At 37.7% G+C, this 19553-nt stretch carries 21 protein-coding genes, 2 pseudogenes, 1 riboswitch and 1 other annotated feature; of the genes and pseudogenes, 2 read left to right on the top strand and 21 right to left on the bottom strand.

Going from position 1 to position 19553, the window contains the following annotated elements; genetic code table 11:
• Nucleotides 1-18: 18 nt before the first annotated feature.
• From J0J36_RS04935 to J0J36_RS04895, 10 genes are all read right to left on the bottom strand, one after another.
• Complete coding sequence (locus J0J36_RS04935; protein ID WP_019292323.1) at nt 19-438, bottom strand: N-acetyltransferase; 420 nt, start codon at nt 436-438, stop codon at nt 19-21.
• A gap of 103 nt (nt 439-541) precedes the next feature.
• Nucleotides 542-1117, bottom strand: a complete 576-nt coding sequence (locus J0J36_RS04930) for a TMEM175 family protein (protein WP_019292324.1) — start codon at nt 1115-1117, stop codon at nt 542-544.
• Nucleotides 1118-1161: 44 nt separating this feature from the next.
• A complete protein-coding gene (locus tag J0J36_RS04925; RefSeq protein ID WP_019292325.1) occupies nt 1162-1359 on the bottom strand; it encodes a hypothetical protein in 198 nt (65 codons plus the stop codon).
• Complete coding sequence (locus tag J0J36_RS04920; RefSeq protein ID WP_019292326.1) at nt 1349-2023, bottom strand: VOC family protein; 675 nt, start codon at nt 2021-2023, stop codon at nt 1349-1351. Before J0J36_RS04920 ends, J0J36_RS04925 begins: the two co-directional genes overlap by 11 nt.
• Nucleotides 1948-2196: a VOC family protein gene (locus J0J36_RS10505; RefSeq protein WP_230318194.1), complete on the bottom strand. Its 249-nt coding sequence runs from the start codon at nt 2194-2196 to the stop codon at nt 1948-1950. The genes J0J36_RS04920 and J0J36_RS10505 overlap by 76 nt, the downstream gene beginning before the upstream one ends.
• A gap of 143 nt (nt 2197-2339) precedes the next feature.
• Nucleotides 2340-3233, bottom strand: a complete 894-nt coding sequence (locus J0J36_RS04915; protein ID WP_029346179.1) for a BadF/BadG/BcrA/BcrD ATPase family protein — start codon at nt 3231-3233, stop codon at nt 2340-2342.
• A gap of 9 nt (nt 3234-3242) precedes the next feature.
• Entirely contained in the window at nt 3243-4331 is a 1089-nt protein-coding gene (locus J0J36_RS04910; protein ID WP_153924806.1) for a DUF871 domain-containing protein, read from the bottom strand.
• Nucleotides 4332-4349: 18 nt separating this feature from the next.
• A complete protein-coding gene (locus tag J0J36_RS04905; RefSeq protein ID WP_019292328.1) occupies nt 4350-4685 on the bottom strand; it encodes a hypothetical protein in 336 nt (111 codons plus the stop codon).
• A 54-nt stretch (nt 4686-4739) separates the two neighbouring features.
• On the bottom strand, nt 4740-6047 hold the full coding sequence (locus J0J36_RS04900; RefSeq protein WP_153924803.1) for a PTS sugar transporter subunit IIC: 1308 nt from the start codon (nt 6045-6047) through the stop codon (nt 4740-4742).
• A 202-nt stretch (nt 6048-6249) separates the two neighbouring features.
• Nucleotides 6250-6492 (bottom strand): hypothetical protein, encoded by a 243-nt coding sequence (locus J0J36_RS04895; protein ID WP_040087420.1) that lies wholly within the window; start codon nt 6490-6492, stop codon nt 6250-6252.
• A 425-nt stretch (nt 6493-6917) separates the two neighbouring features.
• On the opposite strand from J0J36_RS04895, the gene J0J36_RS04890 reads away from it, so the two are divergent.
• Nucleotides 6918-8078 (top strand): hypothetical protein, encoded by a 1161-nt coding sequence (locus J0J36_RS04890; RefSeq protein ID WP_153924799.1) that lies wholly within the window; start codon nt 6918-6920, stop codon nt 8076-8078.
• A 117-nt stretch (nt 8079-8195) separates the two neighbouring features.
• Here the strand turns inward: J0J36_RS04890 and J0J36_RS04885 are convergent, their stop codons facing one another.
• Entirely contained in the window at nt 8196-8531 is a 336-nt protein-coding gene (locus tag J0J36_RS04885) for a DsrE family protein (protein WP_019292332.1), read from the bottom strand.
• Between the two features lie 14 nt (nt 8532-8545).
• A complete protein-coding gene (locus J0J36_RS04880) occupies nt 8546-10747 on the bottom strand; it encodes an excinuclease ABC subunit UvrA (protein WP_165719031.1) in 2202 nt (733 codons plus the stop codon).
• 231 nt (nt 10748-10978) lie between these two features.
• Between J0J36_RS04880 and J0J36_RS04875 the strand changes: the two genes are divergently transcribed.
• Nucleotides 10979-11326 (top strand): VOC family protein, encoded by a 348-nt coding sequence (locus tag J0J36_RS04875; RefSeq protein ID WP_019292333.1) that lies wholly within the window; start codon nt 10979-10981, stop codon nt 11324-11326.
• 41 nt (nt 11327-11367) lie between these two features.
• Here J0J36_RS04875 and J0J36_RS04870 read toward each other — a convergent pair whose 3' ends face one another.
• The 9 genes and pseudogenes from J0J36_RS04870 to J0J36_RS04830 form a co-directional block, all read right to left on the bottom strand.
• Complete coding sequence (locus J0J36_RS04870) at nt 11368-12042, bottom strand: hypothetical protein (protein ID WP_019292334.1); 675 nt, start codon at nt 12040-12042, stop codon at nt 11368-11370.
• A gap of 200 nt (nt 12043-12242) precedes the next feature.
• Nucleotides 12243-12608, bottom strand: coding sequence for a 50S ribosomal protein L7/L12 (gene rplL, locus J0J36_RS04865; protein ID WP_004257497.1), 366 nt, complete (start codon nt 12606-12608; stop codon nt 12243-12245).
• Between the two features lie 78 nt (nt 12609-12686).
• Nucleotides 12687-13202: a 50S ribosomal protein L10 gene (gene rplJ / locus J0J36_RS04860; protein ID WP_004257506.1), complete on the bottom strand. Its 516-nt coding sequence runs from the start codon at nt 13200-13202 to the stop codon at nt 12687-12689.
• A 34-nt stretch (nt 13203-13236) separates the two neighbouring features.
• Nucleotides 13237-13363, bottom strand: a sequence feature (ribosomal protein L10 leader region).
• Nucleotides 13364-13495: 132 nt separating this feature from the next.
• The gene (locus tag J0J36_RS04855; RefSeq protein WP_019291903.1) at nt 13496-14080 is read right to left on the bottom strand and encodes an ECF transporter S component; all 585 of its coding nucleotides are present in this window, start codon (nt 14078-14080) and stop codon (nt 13496-13498) included.
• A gap of 100 nt (nt 14081-14180) precedes the next feature.
• Nucleotides 14181-14297, bottom strand: a riboswitch (FMN riboswitch).
• A gap of 56 nt (nt 14298-14353) precedes the next feature.
• Nucleotides 14354-16197, bottom strand: a pseudogene (locus tag J0J36_RS04850) (cation:proton antiporter).
• 8 nt (nt 16198-16205) lie between these two features.
• Nucleotides 16206-16652: a hypothetical protein gene (locus tag J0J36_RS04845; protein WP_019291905.1), complete on the bottom strand. Its 447-nt coding sequence runs from the start codon at nt 16650-16652 to the stop codon at nt 16206-16208.
• A 141-nt stretch (nt 16653-16793) separates the two neighbouring features.
• Nucleotides 16794-17591 carry an EAL domain-containing protein gene (locus tag J0J36_RS04840; protein ID WP_019291906.1) on the bottom strand — a complete coding sequence of 266 codons (798 nt, stop codon included), beginning with the start codon at nt 17589-17591 and terminating at the stop codon, nt 16794-16796.
• Between the two features lie 3 nt (nt 17592-17594).
• Nucleotides 17595-18929: pseudogene (locus tag J0J36_RS04835) on the bottom strand (glycosyltransferase).
• Nucleotides 18919-19449, bottom strand: coding sequence for a hypothetical protein (locus J0J36_RS04830; protein ID WP_019291907.1), 531 nt, complete (start codon nt 19447-19449; stop codon nt 18919-18921). The pseudogene J0J36_RS04835 and the gene J0J36_RS04830 overlap by 11 nt, the downstream one beginning before the upstream one ends.
• Between the last annotated feature and the right edge of the window lie 104 nt (nt 19450-19553).

The following is a 19553-nucleotide window of genomic DNA, read 5'->3' as shown; positions in this document are numbered from 1 at the left end:
ACCAAAATATGGTTCTTTTTAGTTCCAAGTCATCAAAAACTCTTTTTCATTATTATCTTCATCTAAGCCTTCAGCCACTATTTTAAAGCCTTCCCTTTGGTAGAAACGAAGAGCACCTTCATTTTTCTGGTAAACTTTTAAAGAGAGCGTTTGACTTGAAGCTTTAATATGCTGTAAAAGTGATTTGCCAATACCTTTAGACTGCTTGCTATTACTCACAAAAATGCCTGCAATATATTGGTCAATCAAACCGACAAAAGCAATGATTTTTTGGTTTTCTTCGTAAACATATATTTCAGCATCTTTCATAGCTTCTTCAACAGCTGCAGCTTGTTTCAACCAGTATTCACGCTTGATGAACCGATGATTAGCAATATTAACTCTCAGCCAAAGCTCTACAACTTTTTGCAGGTCTTCAGCCTTCATTTTTCTGATCATGCTTCTTCTCCTCTCACTTCATCTTAACACAATTTATGTTTCTTTCAACAAAATAAAAGTGACCAAACACTGTGTTGAGCCACTTTTTTTGACAATAGATTGTTTAAGTTTTATTGACATAATTTTCAATCTGCTTATCTGGAATTACCCACGGAATCATACTCAAGATTGTTGCCACTAATGAAATCTGAGCTACAGGCAGTAAAACGGTCAGTAAAATTCCGACCATTAAAATGAGGATGGAGAAACCGCCTTTCCAAACCCAATGCATGTCCTTTAGTTTATAATTTCTCGATTTAAAAATTTCGTAGCTTAAGATATTGAAAATAATATCAATAAATAAGTTATTTACAGCATAAACAATCTCAGGCGTTTTTGAACCTGAAAATTCAGACAGCCAGTTTGTGGTAAAGGGAATGAAACTCATAAAAAATAAGAGCACGACATTCCACCACAGAATTCTTCCTGAAACACGTTCAGCCAGATGGAAAAGGTGATGATGGTTATTCCAATAGATGGCCAACAAGTAAAAACTTGCAAGATAGGTTAAGAAAATAAATCCCATATCAAATAAGTCTGTCCAATTTGGACCTTTAGGAATGCGCAGGTTTAAAACCATAACAGTAATTAAGATGGCGACAATTCCATCTGTAAATGCAGATAAACGTCCACTTGTCATTTTGTTTCTCCATATATTATTATCGCCAAGCAGGCGGGAATTTATTATTTGCTCAATTCAAAATAAAGCGCAGCAATATTTCCTTCAAATTCGCGGTTTTGACCATCAATTTCGAGTTCTAATACTTTCGCTGAATCTTCTAAAGCAGGAATTTCACGATTTTGGAGGAGAACAAATTCTTCTACGTTAGCGAATTCTTTACTTTCTTGACGGCCGTTAAGATGTTGTACTTTAATTTTCATGATTTTCTTCTTTCTTTTTTTTAAAATGAACACCTTGCTTTTTATAATAGCGCAAGAGTTCTTGACGTTTTGCTTCATAACGTGGCGGTAAAGCTAAATCGCTTCCCAAATCTTGAATTGATTCATCCAGAGTAAAGCCTGGAGTTAGGGTCGCAAACTCAATCCTTACACCGCCTGGCTCTTTAAGATATACCGATCGAAAATAACCACGATCCGCATATAATTCTCTCTCATAACCTAAGCTTAGCGCTTTTTCCCATATATTATCGAGCGCTTTACTGTTAGGAACTGCAAAAGCGATATGGTCAATTGACCCTCTCCCCCAGACTCGTTTGCCTTCTTTAGATGTTGCGGGAAGAAGCGTAATACCTCCCTCACTCCCAAGTATCTCTTGGAGAAAGAGCCTTGTCTGCTCAAGATTTGAGCTGTAAAGACGACTCCCCCAGAGCCCTGTGATTTGGAAAGCTGCAGGTACATCTGACAGCACATTGATGTGGGCATCTTGATTTTGCTCTTCTACTTCGATAAACTCAAGTAAAATCTTGTCAAAATCAAGAACCTGTAAAGTATTGTCTGTGTGTTGATATTCTAAGCCGAACTTCTTAAAACGTTTCGCCCAGTATTCAGTAGAATCCTTAGGAATTTTGAATTGGATACCGGACAAATAGTCACTACAGTTCCAGGAGTCCCCATAAAATCACCGTAATACACATGTCGCATATAGATATTACCTTGATTAATAGAGTTTTTCACCAAACGCAAGCCTAAAATATTAACATAAAAATCAAAATTCTGCTCAAAGTCAGCTGTAAGTAGAGATATATGATGTAGTTCCATATGCCCGCCTCCTATGTTTACAATTGTAAACCTATCTTTTTGATATGTCAAGAATAAATGTTGAGAAGAACGTATAATAAAAACACTTGAGAATATTGCTCAAGTGTTTTTTTAAATCACAAAGAATATTGCGAAATATTCTTTTATAATTCAGCCAAAGCCAAGTAAAAGGCACCTTTGGTTGAGGATACTTCTTCTGTTATGATAGAGGCTGTTGGCACAAATTTCTTTACTTCTTGTATAAATGTTGTCTGCACTTGAGGTATTTTCAAAAGGACAGAGCCCTTTAAGGCAATGCCTATGTCTTGGGGCCGATCTAATTTGTTATAGTTATCAATTGTTATCTGTGCCAAAAACTGTCCTGCTTCTCTCAGAATATTTTGAGCTGTAAAGCTGTCCTTATTTGCTTCGGCAACAATAATAGGTGTCAGTGCTGCAAGTTCTTTCTTAGGTGCGCCGTAGACAAATCGTTTTATTGCGAATGAATCAGGAAGGTTAAGATAATGGAGAATCGCATTTGAAAGTTGGGATAAAGGTTTCCCTTGGTCTTCGTCGTTTGCCATCTTTTCAATAGCCTGAAGAGCAATCCAATATCCAGAGCCACGATCGGCTCCGATCAGATGCCCCCAACCACCAGTCATTACTTGCTTTTCTCCTCTGTGACCAAAACTGACAGCACCTGTCCCTGCGATTGTCAAAATACCATCACCCTTAGGGAAATAGGCCGCATGTGCGATACGTGCATCAGTCTCTATCCGGATAGGAACTCCAAAGGATGATAAAGCTTGCTGAAGCTCTGCGTTATATTTTCCTGAACCAACTCCAGCCACACCTAAAGAAAGGGCAACTAACTCCGCATCAGGTAATACATTCAAGCACCTTTTGATGGCTTGCTGAATATGCTGACAAGCTGCTGCAAAATCAATCAATACATTTCCAAAGGAAGAATATGCCTGCGCTATAGAATTTCCATCTCTATCGTAAGCTACAGCTTCTGTTTTTGTTCCACCAGCATCCACGCCAATAATAATCTTCATATCTTTCAATTATCCTTTAACTTGAAATTGAAAGTTTTCCCAAGCTTGTAAATAATTCAAAAGAAGGATTTCTTCTTCCCGGATTCGGGCAACTACATTTGTTTTACCTGAATTTTTCATGTCCTTAAGTGCTATGTTCAGCTCTCCTTTATATTGACCATATGTTTCGTTCTCAATGATAATGTCACCCCGTCTAATATCACGTGTATTTCCTTTAGGGAAGGCTTCAGACTTGTATTTTACCCGTGATTGCGTGGAGCGAATCATATACTCAGAAATATCACCACGGTAAAAATGCGGCTCTTCTTCTACAATCACACGCTCTAACTCTGTAATTGCTTCGTCAAGCTCAATACCAAAAGTCATCATCTGACGGTTGAGAGCAGCAAGCTTTTGTATCTCCGCTTCTGAAGCATAAGCATTGCCAATAATAATATCGTCAATCAACCCTGTAGCTGATAAATGCTGGGCTTGAACTTCGATGGGCAAATCACGGTGCATCTCCAGAGTTGCCAAACCTTCCATCACTGGCCAGGGACCATAAGTTGCATCGTGAGAATTAACAAAAGCTGCCGTCTGAATGTAGTTTTCCTTATACATTTTTGAGCATTTGACAAAGAAATCATAAGAAAGCCCTGAGAAACGCTTGGGATAAAAATTATGACAGCCGACTAAAAGGTCGCGATTGGGTACATGACTTAAAATATTTTCCATATACTTTGTCGCATTGGACATATTGATCTCGATTTTGAGCCCATAGGGATTGTAAGTCATCAAGGCTTCTTCTTTACCTGTAAAACCTACATCTAGACGTATCCCATGCGCACCCATCTCCGCAAAAAATGATAAATCATCATATGAGATCCCCAACTCATCAAAAATACGTGGTGCAATATCAACCGTCACTTCAAAATTTTTGCTTCTGGCATAGCTTATCGTTTCCTTAAAATTCTGTAAAATTTCTTCCTTTTCGCCATTGACGGACAATAAACAGGTAAAGATACGGCTAAAGCCATATTTATGGGCAAGGTCAATATAACCCTTATCTTGTTCAAGTGTACTATGTTCTGGATAAATCGAGATTCCTAATCGTTTCATATGTTCTTCCTTTTAAAATTAATTCAAACTGTTCACTTCGTGAATATCTTTGCTGTCATATGTATTTATATTTTTCTTATTATAGATGGTCATAGCCCGTTCAATCGCATGTCGTGTCATTTCAAAGAAAACCATTGCTGCGAATACCGCAAAAATGATAAGAGGGGTTTTTAGTAGCACAAGGAAACTTGGGAGCAGTAAAATACCAATTGCCAGAGCAAGCATGCTCATAATCCCCCAAAACCAACGGCTTCGCAAATATTTATTTTTAAAGTTTTCTGCTTTGATAGAGAAATGGCGCGCGCGAAGGATAACAATTACTGTAGCGATAAAAAAGAGAATCGAATATAACATAAGTCTATACAATTTCTATATGTGAACTTTTATTTAAATAATGAGCACTTAAATCTAAGCTCCTTCAGTTTCAGCAGCTGCTTTCTTTTCTTCTTCAAGCATTTGCTTGTCATACATTTTTACAAATGGATAATAAATTAAGCCAGCAATAAAGAGGTTGACTAAAACAAGAATAATTGCACGCCAGTCATTCCCCGTTGCCATATAAGCACCAATTGGAGCAGGTAAGGTCCATGGCACATTGGCCACAAAACCATTTACCAATCCTAATCTGACAGCACTGTAAGAAACAATCGTTAAGATTATGGGATTCAAAACAAAAGGAATCGTAAAGACCGGATTCATCATCAAAGGCATACCGAAGATTAAAGGTTCGTTGATATTAAATAGCCCTGGTACAAAGGTCAGTTTTGCCATATCTCTCAGATATTTGGCACGACAAGTAAAGAGCAGGAAAACAAGAACCAATGTTACACCCGCACCGCCCATTGTGACAAACCATTGATAAAATTGCTCTGGTGCGACATAAGGAAGTTGTGTCAACGGAGTTCCATCTGCCATAGCAGCCATATTTGCATCGAGCATCATGAGCCACATCGGACGAACAATGGAGCCGATAATGTTCATTCCATGAACACCAGCCGCCCAAAGCAAATGGATAAAAATCATAGGTAATAAAGCACCAAACATATTATTGCCCATCATACCAGCAATTGGATTGAAAATGCTCATGATAAAGGCATTAATATCAAAATTGAGCATTACACGTACTATCCAGAGAAAGATAATAATAAATCCTCCTGGTAATAATGCTCCGAATGAACGACCAACTGCTGGTGGTACTCCATCAGGCATTTTAATCGTGATATCCCATTTGATGAAGAAACGATAAATTTCCACGGCGAAAATCTTTGTTAGAATCGCAGAGAACATTCCTGCACCACCTAAGTATTGCATAGGCAGGACCCAACCAATCGCCGCTTCGCCTGCTTCAGTCAGTACAGTATCGACATTTAAAGGGATTGTTAAAGTCAAAAAAGCTGCTAATGAGAGAACGCCTCCTGTGACACCATCTAAATCATAAGACTTAGCCAAAGAATCCCCCATGGCAAAAGAGGCATAGATTGCCATTAAACCCATTGTAATTCGAAAAGGAATTGTTAAGTTGGCTGTATGTGGTGCTAACCATTCCGCCACAGCCGGAATCGGAAAATTGGCGAAAACCATTATGAAAGAGCCTATCAGGATAAGGGAGAGTGTAGAGATAACCCCGTTACGTATAGCAACCATATGGCGTTGCATCCCAATTTTGGTCATAGGTGGCATCAATCTTGTTTCAATCCACTTGAGAAATTTTTGCATGTTTACTCCTTTAAGTAAATTTTATTTCATATCAACTGTAAATCCAGCTAATAATGATCACTTGTTTAAATAAAATATGCGCACGTTCATCGGCTCAGCCACTAGCGATTGACTCCTTCTTTTAGGAAATCAGCAAAACGTACATGTCTATTCAACAGAACAATATTTCTTTGAATACCCTTTCATTATATATTAATTGAAATTATATTTCAATCAATAACCAAGATTGCACTTTTTTATCTCTGGATGACATTTTTAATAAAAAAGCTTTAACCCTCTTGTTAAAACTTTCTCTTCTATAGAAATTACCTTCATCCAAAAAAAAGTAACTCACCGCCACAGATAAAGCAATCAGGATAATATCATGAACAAATAATCCAATAGTCATCTTTTTATGTTTGCTCTCCAACTTTTCAACTCTGTCTTTTAATTTTTCTGTTTCCATCGCTTCTGTTTATTTCTTTAGACTACATCGGCATAACTTATAGTAATATTCTTTAATTCTACTGTCTAAATAGATAGAATTAAAGTGTTGGCCCATCCCTGAGACATCCACATTTGAGCACAATTAAATTTTTGATGTTATCTCTTCTTCTAAGGTTTATTTTTTAGGATGAAAAACAATTAAACACACAGAAACCCTAAGCAATCTATTGCAGATAGATGTCATAAATTAAGATATACAATGCAGTAATTGTCATTCGTATCTCACAATTTGTATGGAAAAGATGCACTTTTTAATTTTGTGAATAAACCGGCAAATTCTTGCTTTTTATTTTTTTTTAAGTTAGAATTAAAGTGTCGAGGTTTGCGAGCGATTTCATAACCACTCTCAAACTCAATTCAAATTTATTATTTAGGAGAATCTAAATGAAAACCACTAAATTGGCTTCAATCGTAACTTTGTCAGCAGCTTCAATCTTCTTGCTTGCAGCATGTGGCAACAACAATGACTCAGCAAACGGCAACAACGATGCGAAAACTGAACAATCTGACAGCAGCAAATCAGCTGATGCCTTCACAGGAGCAACTGCTGGAGCAAACAGTTTCGAAGATTTACAAAAAGGATTGTCTAAAAACGGTTCATGGTTGGCAGCAATCACAAAAGACATGGATTCTTCAGGTAAAACTTTGACTGTTGAGGGTGTTTATGCTAGCAAAAACCAAATCGCACGTAAATTTGCAGCTTACGCACAAGATGCTGATCACGTTGTGACTGACCGTTACACTTTGACTGTTGATAAAGTTGAAGTAAAATCACCTGGTTTCAAGCTTTCTAATGGTACAATTAAAGGTGATGTAGCTGTCTTCGCACCTGGATTCGGTGCACAAAGCGGTAAAGGTGTTGAAGGTAAAGCAACTATCGACGGTAACTTGACTTTTGCAAGTCAAGACCTCATGGATGCTTATAATAAACTTCCTGATGAGCAAAAACCAAAAGTAACAGGTGAAACTAAAGTTGTCGAAGGTGAAGTTCTTGAGTTCCCTATGGGTGCAATCACTATTGGTGAACACGGTGAAGTAACTCACGAATTTGAAGGTAACGGACCTGATACTCAAACTGGTGCAACAACTGGTACAGATGCAGCTGATGTCTTAGCTTCAGGCTTGAGCGCTAAAGGTGCTTGGTTAGTATCTGGTAACTCAGATATCGATGCGGCTGATAAAGACATCACTGTTGATGGTATCTTCATGAACGAGAGCGGCCAAATTCAACGTACATTGGCATTGATCGCCCAAAACGACAAACACCAAGTCACAGATTCATTTACTTTGACTACAAAACGTTTGATCATTAAATCACCTGGCTTTGACCTCGAAGGTGGTAACATTAAAGGTGATGTTTACGTTGCAGAAAATGCATCAATCAAAGCTCGCGATATGAAAGGTACAGATGGCAAAACAATCCCATCTGAAATCAATGGTAACCTTTACTTCGCAACTCAAGAACAATTGGACGCATACAAAGAATTGGATGCCGCTAACCAATTTAAAGTTTCTGGCGAAGTTGCTGTGAAAACTGCTGAATAATTAAAAATAAAAGATCTCATAGGAGGTCTTTTTTTATTTCAAATATACTATATAGCTAAAAAAAATCATCCTGATAGTTTGGAATGATTTTATGCTCTATATTGAAAGTAAAATATCTCATGGTTTAACATATGCAAAGCCTGAGTTCTGTTTTTGGACGAGTTCCACAATACCAGCGGGCACAACTGTACAACCTTCTTGTAGGCTTTCTACTTTGTATCCTCTCATGTTTAAAGAATTTTGGCAAACGGCAACTTTGACGTCTCTTTTGAAGACTTCCACAAGATCCACTGGTGAGGACTTCAGTACCATTTCTACTGCTTCTCCATTTACTAAAATCTCAATCTTGCCTGGTTCTTTATTCTGAGTGAGCCATTCTTTGAGATTCTTTACGTTAGAGAGGAGTGTATTCCATTTGTTGTTTTCATCAATATGCAGAATAACTTGTAACATCTTTATGTCTCCTATTAGATATATTGGGCAGTAAGTGAAGCTGAGCAATTTCGTAACCCAGCTGGCGGTCCTGCGTAAATCACTTGGCCACCAGCTGAGCCACCTTCTGGACCTATATCAATAATCCAGTCCGCCTGGCGAATGATATCTAACTGATGTTCAATCACGACCAAGGTATTGCCTTGGTCAACAAAATGTTTCATAATCTTCATCAGACGGCTAATATCAGACAGATGCAGACCTGTTGATGGTTCATCCAGAATAAAAAGATTTCCTTTTTGATAAAACTCATTAGCCAACTTCAAGCGCTGACGTTCACCACCAGATAAAGTACTCGTTGGCTGTCCCAATGTCAGATAACCAAGTCCTACTTCGTTCATAGCTTTTATTTTTTTCTTAATCGCTGGAGCAGACTTGAAAAAATCCAAAGCTTCTTCAATCGTTAAGTCTAGGACTTCCGTAATATCTTTTCCTTGATATTTAAAGGCTAGAGCTTCCATCTTGTAACGTTTCCCCTGACAAACTTCACAGGTTTGTTTCACTGTTTCCATAAATGCCAAGTTAGATTCGATATAACCTCTACCTTCACAAGCGGGGCACGCGCCTTCGGAGTTGTAGCTGAATAGACTAGGCTTAACTTCATTCACTTTTGCAAAGGCTTTTCTGATGTTATCCATAATGCCTATAAAAGTCGCTGGATTCGAACGACTGTTGGCAGCTAGACTTGCTTGTGTCACCATAATAGCTTCTGGATAAGTTGATCGTAAAGAATGCTCTACAAGTGTTGATTTTCCTGAACCAGCTACACCGGTCAAAACGGTGAGAAGCCCTTGAGGAATATCAAGATGTTCATTTTTAAGGTTGTTAGCGTTTGAAATTTCTCCTTGATAAAAGTGAACTGGATGTCTTGGTTTTTTGTTAATGGTTGTCATCTTAGAAAGATATTTCCCCATTAAACAATCAGACTGAAGAAGCTGCTCATAGCTTCCTTCAAACATGATCTCACCACCATGTACACCAGCACCAGGTCCAACTTCTATCACCCAATCAGCAATTTTGATGACATCCGGATCATGCTCAATAATAAGCACAGTATTTCCTTTATCTCGCAGCTTTGTAAAGATGCTATTAATACGAGCCACATCCCTCGGATGCAGACCAACAGAGGGTTCATCAAAAATATAGAGCATATCCGATAGCGCGTTATTTAAATGCTTTACTAATTTTACACGCTGAGATTCTCCACCAGATAAAGGCGTCGTTTCTCGATCAAGACTGAGATAACCTAACCCAAGGTTGATCAGATGATCAATTTGTTGTTTAAGGTGTTCTGTTCCCTCGTGTGGAGCCAGAACATCACTTAATTCTGTCAGCTCTATACTCATCAAATCCGCAAAGCTATGTCCGAACCAACGTACCGCTAGTGTTTCTTGGTTTAAACGTTTCCCTTGGCAAACTGGGCAAAGCGCTTCATGCGTATAAGTTGCAAGTGTCTTTTGGGCACCTGCAGACAAGTCACCTTCTTTCTGCAAGAAACCACGATTAAACTTGTCAACTATTCCCTCGTAGGTAAGGTTGTATTCGCCCATTTTGATTTTGCCGACTTCTTTGCCGTGATAAAGGCGATCCAGCTCCTCTTCTGTATAATCTTTCAATAATTTTTCACCATCAAAAAGACCATTCTCTACATACATTTTGATGATTTTTTGGTAAGGCTTAAAAAGAACTGCACCATTATTAAGTGAGCGTTCTTTATCAATAAAAAGCTCCATTTTCAACTCTAGTTTTTTACCAATACCTTGACATTCTGGACACATGCCCGCTGAAAGATTAAACGAAAAATGGTCTGCTCCAAGCTGGGGGCTTCCTCCACCTGCAAAAAGTTGACGAATAACAGGTGCAATATCAGTGATTGTCGCAAGAGTCGAGCGCGCATTGCCCCCTAAAGTTTTTTGGTCAATGACGATGGAGGCCGGAAGATTTTCAATACGCTCCAAATCAGGACGTTCATATTTGGGTAGAAACTGTCGAACAAATGCAGGCAAGATTTCATTTAAGAGGCGTTGTGACTCATCGGCAAGAGTATCAAAAACAAGGCTTGATTTCCCAGAGCCTGAAACACCAGTAAAGACTGTTATTTTCTTCTTGGGGATTTCAAGCGACACATTCTTTAAATTATTGACCTTATCTGCAATGACACTAATCGTATCAGGCATCGTTTTCTCCTTCTTCATAAAGTCCGTAGACAAGAGCCTGCAAACTATAAAATTCAATTTTTGGGGGTTGCTTAAGTCCTATTTTATCATTTTTTTAGTTGTTTTTATCTGATTTTCAAAGCTTTTTATTTTTAATTATAATATTGATGCTTTCTCGTATAAATGAATTACAAATCATTAGTAAACTACACGCACATTGTGTACAATAAAGAATAGAAAGTGAGTGCTATTATGGACATTTCAATTAATCTTTTTGTGCAAGATATTAAGCAATCTATAAAATTTTATCAAAATGTTTTCGGAGCAAGCATACAGGATGGATGTCATTTTAAAATAGAAAATTATCCCTTTGCTTTAGCTGAAGTAAAAGAAAACACCCCGAAATCTCGAGGCGGTGTTGGTCTTTGTCTGCAAATCTATTTGAAGGATATTGACAACATTTTAGTGCTGGCATTTGACAATGGTGGACAACTGGTTGCTCCCGGTACGCCTGAAAACCCTTTTTTCATTGCTCATGGCCAGCGTGTCATTAATATCGAAGATCCCTCATGCCATATCTGGTCTGTGACAGAAATATGAAAGTAAACTCTCACAGCACTCAAGCAAGAAGCTCCAAACAGTTATTCAAGTCCTACTTTATAGCGATAATCATAGTCTGTGGCACCACGGTTATAGGGCGCTGAGACAAGCACGGCTTTTGTGCGTACTTTATGATTTTTAATGGCTGCAATGGTTTCCGGTTTGTCATCATAGAACCAATCAATATCCAATCCAATAATTAACGGCAGTTTCTCCTCAGTAAAATAAATTTTGTCATAATAAATACCGAAACGATTAAGCGATTCTATCGTTTCTTTAGCATAAGAAACATGACGTGCTGTAATCAGTACTATTTCTGCTCCGTTCAAATGTTCTTCTGCCAAATCTTCGACCATATTGCGATTTGGTGTACTTTCTCTGATAATTTTTCGCTGAATGTCTTCATCCATTGTTGCATAATAAATCAAGTCATAATCAATAGCTTCCATCGTTTCAATATTTAAGTTAGTGCCCAATTTTTGATTGGTATATTCAATGGCTTTCTTCATAGAAAAAATTACACCATCAAGATCATAGCCCATCACTTTACGGCGCGGGAGATAACGCACTTGACCAGTTTCATCACGTAAAAACTGCATGGTAACATTCACCCCCTCAATCTCTTCACCTGGCAGCTGATGCTGTGGTGCTAACTTGGACTCTTCCATTAGTAAAGAAAGTAATTCTTCCTTAGGCAAGTTGTATTTATCAATCATATGCACTCCTCTTTGTATTCGAATCAGTTTCTATTATAAATCTAGTATAACAAAAATATAATTTCTCACGTAAAAATACAAGGGAATACTTGTGCCAACTCACTACATAACGATATAAAAAAACAGCCAATAATGGCTGTTTTTTTATTGCAATCTTATCCAAAATATTGGAAGCTTGCATCTAAATTGAACTTAAATGATTATTTAAGTGTGATTGAAGCACCAGCTTCTTCCAATTTAGCTTTGATTTCTTCAGCTTCTGCAGTTGCAACGCCTTCTTTGATCATTGTTGGTGCGCCATCAACGAGTTCTTTAGCTTCTTTCAAGCCAAGACCAGTGATTTCACGAACAGCTTTGATTGTAGCAACTTTTTTGTCGCCTGCTGCTGTCAATTCAACGTCAAATGAATCTTTTTCTGCTGCAGCTTCGCCGCCAGCAGCTGCTACTGCTACAGGAGCAGCTGCAGTTACGTCAAATTTTTCTTCGATTGCTTTAACGAGCTCAGAGAGTTCGAGGATTGTTGCTGTTTCAAGTTCAGCAACGATGTTTTCAATGTTCAATGCCATTTTGATTCTCCTAGTAAATTTTAGTTTGTTGCGTAAATCCGCCGATATAAAATTTGCTTACTGTCATTCCATATGGAATTAAGCAGCTGATTCTTCTTTTTCTGCAACAGCTTTGACTGCGAGAGCCACGTTGCGGACAGGTGCTTGAAGCACTGAAAGAAGCATAGAAAGAAGACCGTCGCGGCTTGGAAGAGATGCAATAGCTGCAACTTCTTCTTTGCTTGTAACTTTTCCTTCGATAACACCAGCTTTGATTTCAAGTTTGTCTGCTGTTTTAGCAAACTCGCTCAAAATTTTAGCAGGGGCAATAGCATCTTCGTTTGAGATAGCTACTACTGATGGGCCTACGAAGCTGTCGTTCAAACCTTCGAGTCCAGCTTTTTCAGCTGCACGACGCAAGATTGAGTTTTTAACAACTTTGAATTCCACACCGGCTTCACGCAACTCTTTACGAAGTTGAGTGTCTTGTTCTACAGTTAAACCACGTGAGCTCGCAACAACGATAGATGTCGCAGCTTCGAATTTTTCTGCAAATACGTCAACCAACTCAGCTTTCTTAGCAATAGTTGCTTCGTTTACTTTGTAATCGCTCATTTGTTTACCTCCATTTTATTTTGTTCGTAGGAATTTTTACAAATAAAAATCCCCACGACCAAAAGACATAGAGAGTTCAATCATTGTTTAAAATGTTTGTCCTCGGTTGGATGCTTATGACTTATGTCCCCAACTGTCTTCGGTCAGTCCTTTTCAGAACTTCTATTAGTATATCAGATGTTTTTAAAAAATGCAAGGGAAAAATTAATAAAAAAACAAAAAAATGACCATTAACGAAGTCATGATCATTTTCTCTTTCAGTTTGCCCTGAGTTATAGGCTCTATTTTTCTGTTTAAGCATTAATAAATTTGATGGCTTTTGATCCTCGGAGGGCCCAATACAGTAAAGCAAAGCTTCCTGCAAAAATGAGACCTTGTAGAATATTAAAGACAATAACAGCACCAATATAAGCTGAAATACCACCAGGAAACATTGTTGCGATATCAAAATTAGCAAACATTGCGTAAAGGGGTATAGCGTATACATAGTTAAGTACTACCTGCAAGACAGTCAAAGCCAATGTCCCCAAAATGGCTGCCATAATATAGTTACGCAAGCTAAACCTGTGACGGAGAAAGAACCAAAGTACCAGCACAAAGACAGTAACTGTCAAAATATTCATTGGTAAACCAATATAGGTATTCACTCCGTCACTATTTAAAAGTAACCACAAAAGCGAACGAATGATAAGAATAGCAAAAGCACTGCTTAAGCCAAGCATAAATAGTCCAATCAAAATGGGCAAGATTGTGAAGTCAATCTTTAAAAAGCTTGCACTTGGCACCAAAGGAAATTGGAACATTGGGTAGGACAGTACAAAAGAAATTGCACTGAGCATTGCGATAAGTGTGAGTCGACGTGTTTTTGAATTTGACACGAAAAAACCTCCAAAATAGAAAATAATATTTCTTCATTTTGAAGGGAGTTTTTGAATATTGACGAAAACGGACTCAACCCAAAAAGAGCTGGTCTTATTTCCTATTCTTCTCCCATCCAGACTTTACTGTCGGTTGTGGAATTACACCACATCAAGCTTTTCAGCTTCGCGGACTTTAACCGCCGGTCCCGAATTTCACGGTGCCCTGAAGATACGTTTATTATATCACAAAAAATTATTTTTGGTCAAAAAAAAGATCGCTCACACGCTTTTTTATTTTCCTTTTCTTCTTTTACGAAATTCAAATAAATCGTAAAGGAAGGAACGGTGATCGCTTGCTAAGGCATATTCTTCCAAAAGATTAACGGTTTGGCGTAATTTTTTAGCTTCATTAAGCGCAATTCGTCCTGTATGCTCATATTCGAAAATCACCTTACGCTCTAAATAATAGGCTTCCATCAATTCTTCTATATTCGTCAATTCTGTAGCTACACGAAATCCATTAACATAGTTCCAGTTACCTTGAGCAATATGCTCTGCTTGACGGAAGCGTTCTGCTTGGAGAAAGTCAACAAGTTGTGCATTATAGATTGTCCCTAAATTTTCCAAAAGTTCAAGAACAAGTTCTGTATTATCTAAATAAAGATTGCTAATCTCTTGGCGCGTTTCTTCCATATCTTCAACTTTTGGACGGGAAAGTTGGAAGTCAAAACGAGAAATACGTGTTTTTAAAACTTTCAAAGCACGCAAAGTAACCACTTGGGCAAACTGGATACTCGAAACCAAGTCATGTGCCAAATCTTGCTCCAAAGTATGTATGTAGCGATGGTAGGTGCGATAAGTACGCATCGAGATTTTTTCTTTCTCTAGCGCATCTTCAAGCCCTTCAATTTCTACACGGATAATTAATAATTGCAAGGTGTTAAAATTTTCTGTAATTCCAGCACTTTCTTGCTCTACAATGAGCTTCTGAATCCGGTTTTGATAATCAGCAATCACAAGGTGATAGCCATTTTGCGCTTTCTCAGTAATTCTTTCCCGTAATTCTTGCACAACGTCACCTAAAATTGCGATAACTGCCAAATTATTGACCGTGCGTTTTTTCTCAACTGCAAAGTAAGGCAAAGTCAGCAAGCTCACAAGAAAGCTTAAACCAGTAACTGAGGCGCAAAAAAAGATTAATAGATTGTTGGTATTATCCGCAAGCTGAGGTAAAAGAAGTATGGTCGCAATGGAAACCGTCCCTTTTGTACCAGAAAAAGTCAACAATAACAGTTCGCTCCAATAAGAGTGAAAGATTTCTCCCTTGTCTTTGACAGTCACCAAATAATAAGACAATAAGATTAAAAATCTTAGCAAAAATAGAGCAAAAGTCAAAAGTAGTACAACAAAAACCAGCCAAAAAACGGAATATGTCCGATCAAAGCTGCAAGCGGCATTACGAACTCCAGCATCAAATAGCCACTGACATCACGCGCATCGACATCATCAAGAATTTCTAAAATTTTATTTTTAAAAATCGAAAGCCCAATACCAATAGCAAAGCCACCTATAATGGACAGAATTAAATTAAGGGTCGCCTGTGGTAAAGAAAAAGTCCCTGTCACAAGTGCAAGCACAGCAATCTGGAAGGATACGATACCAGATGCATCATTAAAGAGTCCCTCACCCTGGAGAATATTCATGATTCTTTGAGGAAAAACAAAGCGGGTCGATAACGTACCCACAGCAATTGCATCCGTTGAGGCTAGTGCAGCTCCTAAAGCCAGACAAGCTGCTAAAGGAATGCTCATATAAAACAGATGTAAAATACCACCTAATCCAAGAGCAGTAACAAAAACCAGCGGGAATATAAGCACAAGTATCAAATGTCGGTGTTTAACAATCCGTTTCACTTCTGCTTCTGTACTCTCTCTAAACAAGAGCGGCGCAATAATGAAACCAAGGAAGAATTCCGGATCAACGTGAAGAAATTCTGAAATACCTCCAAAACCAAAAAGAATCCCTATGAGAACTTGCACTAAAGGCAAGGCTAACTTAGGGAAAATTTTATTGATAACATTTGAAAAAACTAATGCGAGCAAGAAAATGATCACATGAAGGATAGACTGAAGCATATAACTCCTTAAATATCATTTCTAAATCGTCTTTGTTTCTCTTGAATTTTCTTGTCCAACTTTGAACAGTCCTTATTATTCATGCGTAGACGACAACGTTTAAATTCCAGTTCTGCCAACTGACGTTTGATTCGTTCTCGTTTTGCAGCACTAAATTCATCTTTTTTAACATATTCTAATTTTTGAAGCATAAGTTCTTTTTTGTCAGCTAATGCTTCCAGATGATGCTGAATATTCTCACGTGAGAGAGCATCTGTTTGATTGGAGAGAGTGCTTTCCAAAGCTTCTCTTTTATTTTCAATTTCTGTTAAATGGGCTTCAATTTTTTTGATTTTATCTTCTTTTGATAAACTCATGAAAGCATTCATCTCTTGAGCTTCCTTATCTTCACTATCGCCTTCAAGATAAGTCTTTCGAAGCTGTTTTAAGCGTTCTTCAAAAGTCATTTCAGTCATTTCCGTACTCGTCCTTTTTTCATTGATTATTGTCTGAGATGCGCCACATTTTTTTAAAATCGTTTTGCTCAAACCTATTCTACTCTTTTTCCTAAATAATGCAACTTTCAAGCACTAATTTAAGCAAAAAAATAGAACAAGCTATTTCTCATAATGAGGCTTGTCTATAAAATAACCTTGTCGATTGTCGATTTTTAATTTATCGGCTAAATCAATACCTGCTCGATCTTCAACCTCAGTGATATCAATATTTTTGTTTTTTTCTCTAATCAAACGGACCCAATCGCCCATGTTGAGATCAAACCATTCAGAATCACTTTTCTTTTGAAATTTAGAAAGCGGGATTTTCACACCATAGATATCATTCAATAGCCACTTGATCTTGTGAAAGTATTTTTTACTTGGTTCGACTTTTTCTAGGATAACATGAACACCAATGTCTTGGCTTAACTTCAAATTCTTCTTGATCCTTGATTTCATGAGCCAGCCAATCTTGTCTGTCAACTCCACATTGATTTCAATCCGCAGTTCCATCGGATAGCATTCGCCTTTGACCCAGCGAATAAAGTATTCGTAACGTGGATCTGCAAGTTGTTTCAGGCTAATATTAATGGCTAAAAATTGTGACGGATAGTTTATTTTCACAAAACTTTTATGAAGCAGATAAATCACTTCACGTAAGGTAAATTTATCAATATCATCTGGGAAAACCCATTCTTGTTTTTCTACATCATACTTGCGGAGCAGTGCTTCTAAACCAGTTTTTTCTCCTTTATTATCAATAATTGTCTGAAAGTAAAATGTATAATTTTCAGCATCTTCCATTGTTTTAGGATAAATTCTGTTTTGTCGTTTCGCCCAAACATAGCTGGTCACAATTCCGAGCAAGCAGAGAAGAATAAAGATTATTGTCAACAGAAACATTACATCTAAAAGCATCGTTTATCCTTTCTTCAGGCTTTTCCTTGTAGGGCTGACCCAAGCACCAGCGTGTTCACTTTTACCAAAACAAGCCTTCATGGCTGGTATAAAAGTCGTGATTATCGTCAATGGATTGACCATCCAGAAAAATAACATATAGAGGGGAGCAAAAATAAAGTATTTGAATTTTTGTCCCTTACTGTCTAAGATTAGTGCGGCTAAAAGCTGCAAGGTGCCCGCTATAAGCTCGAAGGTAACAAAGATAAAGGACATCGCAAACCCATGCCAAAGCTGCTCATAATTACCTACAATAAGGAAATAGAGCATAGCCAAGATAAATATAATTGACGTAATGAAAAAGAAGAATGACCAAATGATGGAAAAAGTCGTGTCAATAAACATTGACAGAACATAACGGTACTTAATGGGATGCAAGATAAACTTCAGTGAGTTAGTAAACCATACTTCAGTACCTCCCTGAGCCCAACGTTTTCTTTGCTTATAGAGCTGCGAAAGGGTTTCTGGTACATTCATGTGAAAAATAATATCTGGGGCAAAACGCGGCGTCACACCATACATTAAGTGATCCCAAGCGATACTAATATCCTCTGTACTTCGGTCTTGTCTAAAGCCGCCACCGTCGATCAAAAACTGCTTTTTATACATGGTATTCGCTCCACTGTACGAGTACATTGAATCATTGATCGCGGTTTGGCTTCTTTTAATGACACCAACGATACTTGAAAACTCAACAGTTTGCGATTTTCCCATAATAGTCGTCCGGTTCTGCACATCCATATTGGCTGTAACCGCAGCTGTGTTGACATCGATTTCACTCATGAAATAGTTCATATATTTCATAAGCGCATCTCTTTCGGGGATTGTATCCGCATCATTACTTAAAATATATTCCCCCTTCGCAAAGTAAGTACCAATGTTAAATCCGTGTGCCTTTCCTTGATTTTTCAAGATATTAATAACACGCAACTTATCGTACTTTTCTTGTAAGTTTTGGAGAATAGGCAAAGTTTGATCGGTACTACCATCATTAATCACTAATATTTCATAGTTACTATAATTGAGCATTGTAGCTAAGTACTCAATCGTTTCCTCAATCATCACTTCTTTATTATGAGCAGGAATCATAATCGTAATCATCGGTTGCTCATCAGGTGCTAGTTCCACAAAATTTGTCTCTTTTCGCCCTTTTTTTAGGAAACGGTAACTCAAAGAGCCAAAAAATCAAAACAAAGCACCAATAACGGGATAAAGACACAAGATTATTAAACACACGGTGATAACCATTTGTAGACCACTATCCGATGTAAACATCTGGCCGAAAATATCAGATATCATAAGTATCAACCTCATCTTTACCTAGAACTTTTGAAAGCTCGTCATTTTTTAAATTCTTTTCTGGTAGAACTTCAAAATATTTTACATTATGACGGAATTCTTCTTCACCGAAGCGGTCCGCCATAAATTTCTTTCCCCTTTTTCTTCGCTCAATACTGGAGACCGAATCAAATGTAGGCCATTTTTCAATGACCGATTCCCTTCGGTTATTTTGAATAATTGTCATGCTCGCTGCATAAGTAAAGGTGATGACCACACAGAAAGCCAGCAGAATCAACAAAAATTTAATTTCCAAAACTCCTTCGGAAAATTTCCAAAAGGCAATGCCATACTTCCCATTTGAAGTCTTATATAAAAAGGATGCTATGGTAATAAAAGTCGGCACAATGAAGCACACCCAACCCAAAAGAGCGATGAGGAGTTGTTTAATTTTTAAAAGCCAATGTCCCTTTTCAAAGAACAGATCGGAATAACTGTAATTTTCTTCGGTTTGTTCCTTGTTTAATTCTTCCTTTTGCAATATCTGATACTCCTTTAATGTAAAAGCATACCTTCCTGTTTCCTACAACTTCAGTATACTTAAAAACTTTCTTAAAACAAAATGAAATAGAAAAAAAAAGAGAA

The organism is Lactococcus sp. LG1074 (assembly GCF_017309525.1).
Taxonomy (GTDB): Bacteria; Bacillota; Bacilli; order Lactobacillales; family Streptococcaceae; genus Lactococcus; species Lactococcus petauri.
The sequence above is the reverse complement of the archived record's forward strand: the minus strand, read 5'-3'. Positions and strand labels throughout refer to the sequence as shown.